Here is a 13,258-nt window from a genome sequence, read left to right as displayed (position 1 = left end):
AAAGCATCTCTACCTTTTTGGTAGGGAAGAGTAGAACAGGGGAAACCGATTGTCGGTAACCCCATTAAACCAGGAGTAACACCCATGGCTTTAAATCTTCAAGGCAAAAAAGCAATAGTTGCTGAAGTCAACGAAGCAGCCAATGGTGCTCTATCTGCAGTTGTTGCAGATTCTCGTGGTGTAACAGTTGGCGCAATCACTGCCCTTCGTAAAGAAGCTCGTGAAGCTGGTGTATGGATGAAAGTTGTTCGTAACACTTTAGCAAAACGTGCTCTTGAAGGAACAGATTTTGAGTGTCTTTCTGATTCATTTGTTGGTCCAAGCTTAATCGCTTTCTCATCAGAGCACCCAGGTGCTGCTGCGCGTATCTTTTCAGATTTCGCGAAAAAGAATGAGAAATTCGAAGTTAAAACGGCCGCTTTTGAAGGTAACGTAGTAGATGCAGCTATGCTTGCAACTCTACCTACATACGACGAAGCTGTTGCACGCTTAATGAGTGCTATGAAAGAAGCGTCTGCTGGCAAATTGTGTAAAACAATTGAAGCAGTACGTGTACAGAAAGAAGAGCAAGCTGCTTAATTTTAAGTTGTTTAATCCTTTCGGTGTAAAATTTATTTGGACCTAGAGTCCGTTAATTATTAGGAAATTTGTAATGTCTGTATCTAAAGACCAAATCCTTGACGCAATTGCTGAAATGTCAGTAATGGACGTTGTTGCTCTTGTTGAAGCAATGGAAGAAAAATTCGGCGTAACTGCTGCAGCTGCAATGGTAGCTGGTCCAGCTGCTGAAGCTGCTGAAGAGAAAACAGAATTTGACGTAATCCTTACTGGCGCTGGCGCTAACAAGGTTGCTGCAATCAAAGCTGTTCGTAGCGCTACAGGCCTTGGCCTTAAAGAAGCTAAAGCTCTTGTTGAAGCTGCTCCTACACCTGTTAAAGAAGGTGTATCTAAAGAAGAAGCTGAAGCACTTGCAAAAGATCTTACTGAAGCTGGTGCTGAAGTTGAGGTTAAGTAATTTAGCTTACGCTAAGTTCGCTGCCTGAGAAATCAGGCAAGGGCTGGTGATTATTTAATCACCGGCCTTTTTGCGCTATGGAGTGATGCACTCTTATAGCGCAAATAAAATCTAATTATTTCTTTACTTTCAACGCTTTATAGTTTGCTAGTGTTGAAAAGGGATTTAATTAGAACAACAATAAAATGTTGTAAATCTTGGCATAGCTGCCAGTTAAGTCTGTTCTTACAAGAACAGGTCGGGTCAAAGATCAGCAAGCTGAGGAACCCCATGGCTTACTCTTATTCTGAAAAGAAACGTATCCGTAAGGATTTTGGTAAACGTCCACAAGTTTTGGATATACCTTTTTTACTGTCTACACAGTTAGAATCGTTTAAAAAATTCTTAGTGCCGGACGCTGATGGCGATCATGGTTTGGAAGCTGCCTTCCGTTCTGTGTTCCCTATAAAAAGCTACTCGGGAAATTCTGAGCTTCAATACGTAAGTTACCGTATTGGTGAGCCAGTTTTCGATGTAAAAGAATGTCAAATTCGCGGTGTGACTTATTCTGCTCCACTTCGCGTGAAACTGCGTCTTGTTGTTATGGACAAAGAAGCTCCAGGCACAGTTAAAGACATTAAAGAGCAAGAAGTTTACATGGGCGAAATTCCGCTCATGACCGATACCGGTACCTTTGTAATCAATGGTACAGAGCGTGTTATCGTTTCTCAGCTACACCGTAGCCCTGGTGTATTCTTTGATAACGACCGCGGTAAAACTCATTCATCAGGTAAAGTATTATATAACGCACGCGTTATTCCTTACCGTGGTTCATGGTTAGACTTCGAATTTGATGCAAAAGATAACTTATATGTACGTATTGACCGCCGTCGTAAATTACCGGCGTCTATCATCTTACGTGCACTTGAGTACTCTAGTGAAGAAATCCTAGATATCTTCTTCGATACTACTGCGTTTGAAGTAGCTGACGGTAAAGTTCTAATGGAACTTGTACCTTCACGTTTACGTGGTGAAACTGCCGCTTTTGATATCAAAGGCGAAGACGGTGAAGTACTTGTTGAAAGCGGTCGTCGTGTTACGGCTCGTCACATCAAGAGTATCGAGAAAAAAGGCATTACTCAGTTAGAAGTACCTCATGAGTACATCATTGGCCGTATTATTTCTAAAAACTACGTTGATGAATCAACGGGTGAAGTTATTGCAAACGCGAATGATGAATTAACTCTTGAGCTTATGGCTGAATTAGTTAAAGCCGGTCACACTACCATTGATACGTTGTACATCAATGAAGTGGACAGCGGTGCTTACATGTCAAATACATTGAACATTGACTCTTCAAGCAACCGTTTAGAAGCACTAGTAGAAATTTATCGCATGATGCGCCCAGGCGAGCCACCGACGAAAGACGCGGCTGAAGCCTTATTCCAAAACTTGTTCTTCTCTGAAGAACGTTACGACCTATCAACTGTTGGTCGTATGAAGTTTAATAGCCGTGTTGGTTACGATTCTGACACAGGCCCAGGCACATTAAGCAAAGAAGACATCGTGTCTGTTATGAAAGTATTAATTGCTATTCGTAACGGTCAAGGCGATGTTGATGATATCGACCACTTAGGCAACCGTCGTATACGTAGTGTTGGCGAAATGGCTGAGAACCAGTTCCGTGTTGGTCTAGTACGTGTAGAACGTGCTGTACGTGAGCGCTTAAGCTTAGGTGACCTTGACGCGATAATGCCACAAGATCTTATTAACGCTAAGCCTATTTCGGCAGCGGTTAAAGAGTTCTTCGGCTCGTCTCAGTTATCACAGTTTATGGACCAAAATAACCCGCTATCAGAAGTAACGCATAAGCGTCGTATTTCTGCATTAGGTCCGGGCGGTCTAACACGTGAGCGCGCTGGCTTTGAAGTACGTGACGTTCACGTAACTCACTACGGTCGCGTATGTCCAATCGAGACACCTGAGGGTCCAAACATCGGTCTAATTAACTCATTGTCTACGTACGCACGTACAAATGACTACGGTTTCTTAGAAACACCTTACCGCAAAGTGGTAGACGGTGTAGTAACTGATGAAGTTGATTACTTATCAGCCATTGAAGAAGGTCAGTTTGTTATCGCACAGGCGAACTCAAACTTAACTGAAACCAATGAGTTTGTAGATGAACTTATTCCATGTCGTCACAAAGGTGAATCAACCTTTATGGGTCGCATGGACCAGCAATATATGGATGTATCACCACAACAGGTGATCTCTGTAGCAGCAGCACTTATCCCGTTCCTAGAACACGATGATGCTAACCGCGCATTGATGGGTTCAAACATGCAACGTCAAGCAGTACCAACATTGAAAGCGGATAAGCCGTTAGTAGGTACAGGTATTGAGTTAACACTAGCGAAAGATTCTGGTGTAACGATTGTTGCAAAACGTGGTGGTGAAGTGATGTATGCCGACGCAAGTCGCATCGTTGTAAACGTACATGAAGAAGAACGCATCCCTGGCGAAGCGGGTATCGACATCTACAACTTAACCAAGTACACACGTTCTAACCAAAATACATGTATTAACCAAAAACCAACGTGCATGGTTGGTGAACCGGTTACTCGTGGTGACGTGTTAGCAGATGGTCCTTCGACTGACTTAGGTGACTTAGCCCTTGGTCAAAACCTTCGCGTGGCATTCATGCCATGGAACGGTTATAACTTCGAGGATTCAATCTTACTATCAGAGCGCGTAGTTGAAGAAGATCGTTTAACGACTATCCACATTCAAGAACTACAGTGTGTTGCCCGTGATACTAAATTAGGTCCAGAAGAGATCACTGCAGATATCCCTAACGTGGGTGAGTCTGCACTAGGCAAGCTTGATGAATCAGGCGTTGTTTATATTGGTGCTGAAGTTAAAGGCGGCGATATTCTAGTAGGTAAAGTGACTCCGAAAGGCGAAACACAGCTTACACCTGAAGAGAAGCTACTGCGTGCTATCTTCGGCGAAAAAGCATCTGACGTTAAAGACAGCTCTTTACGTGTACCAAACTCTGTAACTGGTACAGTAATTGACGTGCAAGTTTTCACCCGTGACGGTGTTGAAAAAGATAAGCGTGCGTTAGAGGTTGAAGACATGCAGCTTCGCGAAGCGAAGAAAGACTTCAACGAAGAGTTCCGTATTCTTGAAGCTGGCGTTTTAGAACGCGCTCGTAAGCTACTTGTAGCTGCAGGCTTTGATGAAAACAACTTAGTGTCATTAAATGCTGAAAAACTATTAACTCAAAGCCTTGCAGAAGAAGATAAGCAAGCTGAACTTGAGCAACTAGCTGCACAGTACGATGAACTTAAAGCTGAATACGATAAGAAGTTTGAAAACAAACGTCGTAAAATTACTCAAGGTGATGACTTAGCACCAGGCGTACTTAAAATTGTTAAAGTATACCTAGCTGTTAAACGTCGTATCCAACCGGGTGATAAAATGGCGGGTCGTCACGGTAACAAAGGTGTTATCTCGACTATCGTACCAGTAGAAGATATGCCATACGATGATAAAGGTCGTACGGTAGATATCGTACTAAATCCACTAGGTGTACCATCGCGTATGAACATCGGTCAGATCCTTGAAACACATATGGGTCTTGCTGCACGTGGTATCGGTGAACGTTTAGAAGAAATGATGAAAGAGCAACGTGAGCTTCATGAGCTACGTGAATTCATCAAGCAAGCTTACGAAATTGGTGAATCTCGCCAAGTTGTAGACATTGCAAGTTTCTCTGATGACGAAATTCGTCGCCTAGCTGAAAACTTAAAAGGTGGTTTACCAATCGCTACTCCTGCATTTGATGGCGCTAAAGAAGACGAAATCAAAGACATGCTAGAGCTTGGTGGATACCCTAGAAGTGGTCAGGTTACACTTTATGATGGCCGTACTGGCGATCAGTTTGAACGTCAAGTAACTGTTGGTTACATGTACATGCTTAAACTTAACCACTTGGTTGATGATAAGATGCACGCACGTTCTACTGGTTCTTACAGCCTTGTTACTCAGCAGCCGCTGGGTGGTAAAGCACAGTTCGGTGGCCAGCGTTTTGGTGAGATGGAAGTATGGGCACTTGAAGCTTACGGTGCTGCTTACACTCTACAAGAAATGCTAACAGTGAAATCGGATGACGTGAATGGTCGTACTAAGATGTATAAAAACATCGTTGATGGTAACCACAAGATGGAACCAGGTATGCCAGAATCGTTCAACGTATTGTTGAAAGAAATCCGCTCACTGGGTATCAACATCGAGTTGGAAGAAAATTAAGCCAATTAGATGCTGCAGTTGACGCTGCAGCATTTGTTACGGCTGAATAGAATGTAGGGACGAGATTACCCGTCCTCGAGATTAACTCCGACAGGAGAGCTAAGGTGAAAGACTTACTTAAGTTTCTGAAGCAACAAAATAAGACCGAAGAATTCGATGCAATTCGCATTGGTCTTGCTTCACCAGACATGGTTCGTTCATGGTCATACGGTGAAGTAAAGAAACCTGAGACTATTAACTACCGTACTTTCAAGCCTGAGCGCGATGGCTTATTCTGTGCCCGTATTTTCGGCCCAGTGAAAGATTATGAGTGTTTATGTGGTAAATATAAACGCCTTAAACACCGTGGTGTGATCTGTGAGAAGTGTGGCGTTGAAGTTACACTGACCAAAGTGCGTCGTGATCGTATGGGTCATATTGACCTTGCGAGCCCAGTAGCACATATATGGTTTTTAAAATCATTACCGTCACGTATCGGCTTAATGCTAGATATGACGCTTCGTGATATTGAACGTGTTCTTTACTTCGAATCATTCGTAGTAACTGAGCCAGGTATGACAACGCTTGAGCGTGGTCAGTTACTAGGTGAAGAAGAGTACCTAGATGCATTAGAAGAGCACGGTGATGAGTTTGAAGCGAAGATGGGTGCTGAAGCAGTTTTAGACTTGCTTCGTGAACTTGATCTTGGCCAATTAATTGCTGAGATGCGTGAAGAGTTACCAACAATTAACTCTGAAACTAAGCGTAAAAAAATCACTAAACGTCTTAAGTTAATGGAATCATTCCACCAATCAGGTAATAACCCTGAGTGGATGATCATGACAGTACTTCCAGTATTGCCACCTGATCTACGTCCATTAGTACCACTAGACGGTGGTCGTTTTGCGACATCTGATCTAAATGACCTTTACCGTCGTGTTATTAACCGTAACAACCGTCTAAAGCGTCTATTAGATTTAGCAGCACCAGACATTATCGTACGAAACGAAAAACGTATGTTACAAGAAGCGGTAGATGCGCTACTTGACAACGGTCGTCGTGGTCGTGCTATTACAGGTTCTAACAAGCGTCCGCTTAAATCTCTTGCTGATATGATCAAGGGTAAGCAAGGTCGTTTCCGTCAGAACTTACTTGGTAAGCGTGTAGATTACTCAGGCCGTTCTGTAATCACAGTAGGTCCTACACTTAAGCTTCACCAATGTGGTCTTCCTAAGAAGATGGCACTTGAGCTATTCAAACCGTTTATCTACGGCAAACTAGAGCGTCGCGGCATGGCTACGACAATCAAAGCTGCTAAGAAAATGGTAGAGCGTGAAGTAGCGGAAGTATGGGATGTATTAGACGAAGTAATTCGTGAACATCCGGTATTACTAAACCGTGCACCAACACTTCACCGTTTGGGTATCCAAGCGTTTGAGCCTGTGCTTATCGAAGGTAAAGCGATTCATTTGCATCCATTAGTATGTGCGGCTTACAACGCCGATTTCGATGGTGACCAAATGGCGGTACACGTACCGTTAACAATCGAAGCACAGCTTGAAGCACGTGCATTGATGATGTCAACAAACAACATTCTATCTCCTGCGAATGGTGAGCCAATCATCGTTCCTTCACAGGATGTTGTATTGGGTCTTTACTACATGACCCGTGATTGCATCAACGCAAAAGGCGAAGGCGCAATATTTAAAGATCCTAAAGAAGCAGAAAAAGCATACCGTAGCGGTAATGCAGACCTTCACGCTATTGTGAAAGTACGTATTAGCCAGTCAGTTGCTAACGAGCACGGTGTAGTAGAAGATACTACAACGGTTATCGAAACAACGGTAGGTCGTGCAATTCTGTCTCTAATTTTACCAACTGGTATGCCGTTTGAGTCAATCAACCAGCCACTAGGTAAAAAGCAGATTTCTAGCTTGTTGAATGAGTGTTACCGTCGCTTAGGCCTTAAAGACACCGTTGTGTTTGCTGACCAAGTTATGTACACCGGTTTCCATTACGCAATGAAGTCTGGTGTTTCTATCGGTATCGATGACTTAGTTATCCCACCGGTTAAAGCGCAGATCATTGAATCAGCAGAAGCTGAAGTAACTGAAATCAACCAACAATTCCAATCAGGTCTTGTAACGGCTGGTGAGAAGTACAACAAAGTTATCGATATCTGGTCACGTGTAAATGAAAACTTATCACGTGAGATGATGGCTAACTTGTCGAAAGACACAGTAACCAACGCGAAAGGTGAAGAAGTAGAGCAACCGTCATTTAACTCAGTGTTTATGATGGCCGACTCAGGTGCTCGTGGTAGTGCCGCTCAGATCCGTCAGCTAGCAGGTATGCGTGGTCTAATGGCACGTCCAGATGGTTCAATCATCGAGACACCAATCACGGCTAACTTCCGTGAAGGTCTAAACGTACTTCAGTACTTCATCTCAACTCACGGTGCGCGTAAAGGTCTAGCCGATACAGCACTGAAAACAGCGAACTCGGGTTACTTAACGCGTCGTCTAGTAGACGTAGCACAAGATTTGGTAATCAACGAAGACGACTGTGGCACAGAAGATGGCTTAACAATGAAACCGCTTATTGAAGGTGGTGATGTTGTAGAAGCGCTTCGCGAACGTGTACTAGGTCGTGTTGTAGCTGAAGATGTTGTTATTCCAGGTACTAATACTGTACTTGTAGAACGTAATATCATGCTTGATGAAAAACTGTGTGACCTTTTAGAAGAGCACTCTGTTGATGAAGTACGCGTACGCTCAGTTATCACATGTGATAATGACTTTGGTGTATGTGCTAACTGTTATGGTCGTGACCTTGCACGTGGTCATATCATCAACGCAGGTGAATCAGTAGGTGTTATCGCGGCACAGTCAATTGGTGAGCCGGGTACACAGCTTACGATGCGTACATTCCACATCGGTGGTGCGGCATCTCGAGCGTCAGCTGAAAATAATGTACAAGTTAAAACTAACGGTACATTAAAACTTCACAATGCTAAGTATGTATTAAATACAGACGGTAAGATTGTTATTACGTCACGTTCAACGGAAATCACTATCATCGATAGTCATGGCCGTGAAAAAGAGCGTTATAAAGTACCTTATGGTGCAGTATTAACAGTTCAAGACAATGCAGAAGTTCAAGGTAACGACATTGTTGCTACTTGGGACCCGCATAGTCACCCAATCGTTCTTGAGCACAAATCAAAAGTATCGTTTAGCGATATCGATGACTCGAATACAGAGACACAAACCGATGAACTAACTGGTTTGACTCGTATCGTAGTTAAAGACCTTGCTAAAGCGAATGCTAAAGAGCCTAAACTTATCATCGAAAGTGATGAGCGTGGTCTGCAAGAAACACGTCTTCCTTCATTCACAACGATTGAAGTAACAGACGGTGCGACTGCAAACCCAGGTGACGTGTTAGCACGTATCCCGCAAGAAGGCTCTAAAACTCGTGATATCACGGGTGGTCTACCACGCGTAGCCGACTTATTTGAAGCGCGTAAGCCAAAAGATCCAGCTATCTTAGCTGAAATCACCGGTACTATTAGCTTCGGTAAAGAGACTAAAGGTAAGAAGCGTTTAGTTATAACTCCAGCTGAAGGTGATCATTACGAAGAAATGATTCCTAAGTGGCGTCAACTTAACGTGTTTGAAGGTGAACAAGTGTCTAAAGGTGAGGTAATTGCCGATGGTCCTGAATCACCACATGACATCTTACGCCTTCGTGGTGTTACTCATGTTGCTAACTACATTGTTAACGAAGTGCAAGAGGTTTACCGTTTGCAAGGCGTTAAGATCAATGACAAGCACATTGAAACAATTATCCGTCAAATGTTACGTAAATGTACCATTTTACACGGTGGTGATACTGACTTCTTAGCTGGTGAACAAATCGAAGTGGCGCGCGTTAATATCGCAAACCGTGACCTTGAAAAACAAGGTAAGATCCCAGCGAAGTTTGAAATCCAGTTAATGGGTATTACTAAAGCATCACTAGCGACAGAATCTTTCATCTCTGCAGCGTCTTTCCAAGAAACAACACGTGTTCTTACAGATGCAGCAGTGAATGGTAAGAGCGATGAGCTTCGCGGTCTGAAAGAAAACGTAATTGTGGGTCGTTTGATCCCAGCCGGTACCGGTTTTGCGTATCATCAAGATCGTATGGCTCGCCGTAAACAAAGCAAAGAAGTAGTAGAAGAGCAAACAGTAAGCGCTGAAGAGGCAACTCAAGCACTAACTGATGCACTAAATGCTGATTTGTCTGGAAATCAATAAACTGTTCTTAATCAATAGATTAAGAGATCGTAAGGCAGTTAAGTGCTGTCTTACGGTTAGTTTAGGTTGACAGGTTAAACTTTGCTCATTAAAATTCCGCCACCCATTTACTTGTGTGCTTATCGTAGGCAGGTAATAAAGGGCGGATTTTTTTATTTTTTTCAGTAGTAATTTTAATTTCAGGAGCTATTTAAATGGCAACTATTAACCAGCTAGTGCGTAAGCCACGCCGTAGCAAGGTTACGAAAAGTAACTCAGCTGCACTAAAAGCGTGTCCGCAAAAGCGCGGTGTATGTACTCGTGTATATACAACTACACCTAAGAAACCAAACTCAGCGTTACGTAAAGTAGCTCGTGTACGTTTAACTAACGGTTTCGAAGTAACATCTTACATCGGTGGTGAAGGTCATAACCTTCAAGAGCACAGTGTAATCCTAATCCGTGGTGGTCGTGTTAAAGATTTACCAGGTGTGCGTTTTCACACTGTACGTGGTGCACTTGACTGTGCAGGCGTTAGCGACCGTCGTCAAGCTCGTTCTAAATACGGTGCAAAACGCCCTAAAGGGTAATTGTATTCCGTTAGTAAGGCCAAGCACTAAATATTATTAATTATTGTTTTGGGTGATTGACTCGAAAGAGCAAACCTGAATAAACCGGAGATACAAAATGCCTAGAAGACGCGTAATAGGTCAACGTAAAATTCTTCCAGATCCTAAGTTCGGATCGGAACTTCTTGCTAAATTCGTTAACATCGTAATGTTAGACGGCAAGAAATCTACTGCTGAAAAAATTGTTTATGGTGCGCTAGACGTGGCTGCTGAGAAATCAGGCAAGTCGCACCTAGAAATCTTTGAATCTGCACTTGATAACATCCGTCCACAGGTAGAGGTTAAATCTCGCCGTGTTGGTGGTTCAACTTATCAAGTACCAGTTGAAGTACGTCCAGTTCGTCGCAACGCATTAGGTATGCGTTGGTTAGTAGACGCTGCACGTAAGCGTGGCGAAAAATCTATGGGCTTACGTTTAGCTCAAGAAATCGTTGACGCTGCTGATAATAAAGGCACTGCGGTTAAGAAACGTGAAGACGTTCACCGTATGGCTGAAGCGAATAAAGCATTCGCTCATTACCGTTGGTAATCTGTCCTTAACCTTTAAGAGGATCATATGGCACGTACAACTCCACTTGAGCGCTACCGTAATATCGGCATAGTAGCTCACGTAGATGCAGGCAAAACCACCACAACAGAACGTGTTCTGTTCTACACAGGTCTTTCTCATAAGATCGGTGAAGTACATGATGGCGCTGCAACTATGGACTGGATGGAGCAGGAACAAGAGCGTGGTATCACAATCACTTCTGCTGCAACAACGTGTTTTTGGAAAGGGATGGACGCTCAATTCGACGCCCATCGTATCAATATTATTGATACTCCAGGACACGTAGATTTCACTATCGAAGTAGAGCGTTCTTTACGCGTACTTGATGGTGCGGTAGTTGTGCTTTGTGCTTCTTCTGGTGTACAGCCGCAAACTGAAACAGTTTGGCGTCAAGCGAACAAATACGAAGTTCCAAGAATGATCTTCGTAAATAAAATGGATCGCACGGGCGCTGACTTTTTAGCTGTTGTTAGCCAGGTGAAATCTCGTCTTGGAGCAACGCCTGTTCCAATTCAGTTGCCAGTAGGCGCTGAGGACGACTTTAAAGGTGTTATTGACCTTATAAAAATGAAAGTGATTAACTGGAACGAAGCGGACCAGGGTATGACTTTCACATATGAGGCAATACCGGCAGACCTTCTTGAGTCAGCTGAAGAATGGCGCTCTCATTTAGTTGAAAGCGCTGCTGAAGCCTCAGAAGAACTAATGGACAAATACTTAGAAGGTGAAGAGTTAAGTGAAGCAGAAATTAAAAATGCTTTACGTCAACGCACATTAGCCAATGAGATTGTTCCAGTAACTTGTGGAAGCGCATTTAAAAACAAAGGTGTTCAAGCGGTGCTTGACGGCGTTGTAGAATACATGCCTTCACCAGAACAAGTTAAACAAATCCAAGGTATCTTAGAAGATGGTACCGAAGAGGAACGTCCAGCTGATGATAAAGCGCCGTTTGCTGCACTTGCATTTAAAATTGCAACAGACCCGTTTGTTGGCACTTTAACCTTTTTCCGTGTTTACTCTGGTACTGTTAAACAGGGTGACGCGGTATACAACCCAGTTAAAAGTAAGCGTGAGCGACTTGGCCGTATCGTACAGATGCATTCAAACTCTCGTGAAGAGATCAAAGAAGTCTACGCAGGCGACATCGCGGCGGCTATTGGTCTTAAAGACGTTACAACAGGTGAGACACTGTGTGCTCCGAATTCAATTATTACGCTTGAGCGTATGGAATTCCCAGAACCAGTTATCTCTGTTGCGGTTGAGCCTCGCACAATCGCTGACCAGGACAAGATGGGTATCGCGCTAGGTAAACTAGCTGCCGAAGATCCGTCTTTCCGCGTACAAACTGACGAAGAATCAGGCCAGACAATTATTTCTGGTATGGGTGAGCTTCACCTAGATATTATCGTCGACCGTATGAAACGTGAATTCAGTGTTGAATGTAACGTTGGTAAGCCGCAGGTTTCATATCGTGAAGCTATTCGTTCAACTGTAGAAGTTGAAGGAAAGTTCATTCGTCAATCAGGTGGTCGTGGTCAATATGGTCACGTTTGGTTGAAGCTTGAACCGATGGATATTTCGGATGATGATTCTCCAATTTACGAATTCGTTAACGAAACCGTAGGTGGATCAGTTCCTAAAGAATACATCCCAGCGGTAGACAAAGGTATCCAAGAGCAAATGTCTCAAGGTGTACTGGCAGGCTATCCTTTACTTGGCGTTAAAGCGACTTTATATGATGGTTCGTTCCATGATGTAGATTCGAATGAAATGGCATTTAAAATTGCAGGTTCATTAGCTATGAGAGACGGTGCGCTTAAAGCAAACCCAGTTCTTTTAGAACCACTAATGAAGGTTGAGGTAATCACTCCTGACTCAAACATGGGTGATGTAGTTGGCGACTTAAACCGTCGTCGCGGCATGATCGAGGGCATGGAAGATGCACTTGGTGGGCTTAAGCAAATAAATGCGCAGGTTCCACTGTCTGAAATGTTCGGTTATGCGACTGCTTTACGTTCTGCAACTCAGGGTCGTGCTTCTTACTCTATGGAGTTTTTGAAGTACGCTGAAGCCTCAAAGCAGGTTGCAGATACAATAATTTCAGCTCGCGCTGTAATATGATTTTAGCTTGTCTGGCTCAATAGTGAGTCAGGCTTTAATTTCTTAATTAGGAATTTTTTAAGATGGCAAAAGAAAAGTTTGAACGCGTAAAACCGCACGTAAACGTTGGTACAATCGGCCACGTTGACCACGGTAAAACTACACTAACTGCAGCAATCACTAACGTACTTGCAAAAGTATACGGCGGTGTTGCTAAAGATTTCGCATCAATCGATAACGCTCCAGAAGAGCGCGAGCGTGGTATCACTATCTCAACTTCACACGTTGAGTACGACACACCAACTCGTCACTACGCACACGTAGATTGTCCTGGTCACGCCGATTATGTTAAAAACATGATCACTGGTGCTGCACAAATGGACGGCGCTATCTTAGTAGTAGCTGCGAC

General features: G+C 43.4%; 8 protein-coding genes. All 8 read left to right on the top strand.

Annotation, left to right across the window (positions count from 1 at the left end):
• Positions 1–84: 84 nt before the first annotated feature.
• Positions 85–579, top strand: a complete 495-nt coding sequence (gene rplJ, locus MTF67_RS15450) for a 50S ribosomal protein L10 (RefSeq protein ID WP_006791262.1) — start codon at positions 85–87, stop codon at positions 577–579.
• Positions 580–652: 73 nt separating this feature from the next.
• A complete protein-coding gene (gene rplL / locus MTF67_RS15445) occupies positions 653–1,015 on the top strand; it encodes a 50S ribosomal protein L7/L12 (protein WP_006791261.1) in 363 nt (120 codons plus the stop codon).
• 270 nt (positions 1,016–1,285) lie between these two features.
• The gene (gene rpoB, locus MTF67_RS15440) at positions 1,286–5,311 is read left to right on the top strand and encodes a DNA-directed RNA polymerase subunit beta (RefSeq protein WP_006791260.1); all 4,026 of its coding nucleotides are present in this window, start codon (positions 1,286–1,288) and stop codon (positions 5,309–5,311) included.
• Between the two features lie 104 nt (positions 5,312–5,415).
• The gene (rpoC, locus tag MTF67_RS15435; protein WP_006791259.1) at positions 5,416–9,591 is read left to right on the top strand and encodes a DNA-directed RNA polymerase subunit beta'; all 4,176 of its coding nucleotides are present in this window, start codon (positions 5,416–5,418) and stop codon (positions 9,589–9,591) included.
• Positions 9,592–9,785: 194 nt separating this feature from the next.
• Entirely contained in the window at positions 9,786–10,160 is a 375-nt protein-coding gene (gene rpsL, locus MTF67_RS15430) for a 30S ribosomal protein S12 (protein ID WP_002958885.1), read from the top strand.
• Positions 10,161–10,257: 97 nt separating this feature from the next.
• Entirely contained in the window at positions 10,258–10,728 is a 471-nt protein-coding gene (gene rpsG / locus MTF67_RS15425) for a 30S ribosomal protein S7 (RefSeq protein ID WP_004588211.1), read from the top strand.
• 27 nt (positions 10,729–10,755) lie between these two features.
• Positions 10,756–12,870, top strand: coding sequence for an elongation factor G (gene fusA / locus MTF67_RS15420; RefSeq protein WP_006791258.1), 2,115 nt, complete (start codon positions 10,756–10,758; stop codon positions 12,868–12,870).
• A 62-nt stretch (positions 12,871–12,932) separates the two neighbouring features.
• Positions 12,933–13,258, top strand: a 326-nt coding sequence (locus MTF67_RS15415; protein ID WP_235374063.1) for a GTP-binding protein, incomplete at its 3' end; no start/stop codon positions are given.

Origin of the sequence: Pseudoalteromonas sp. 2CM32C (genome assembly GCF_023161925.1) — a bacterium.
Classification (GTDB): domain Bacteria; phylum Pseudomonadota; class Gammaproteobacteria; order Enterobacterales; family Alteromonadaceae; genus Pseudoalteromonas; species Pseudoalteromonas marina.
This window is presented reverse-complemented; position numbering and strand designations above follow the sequence as displayed.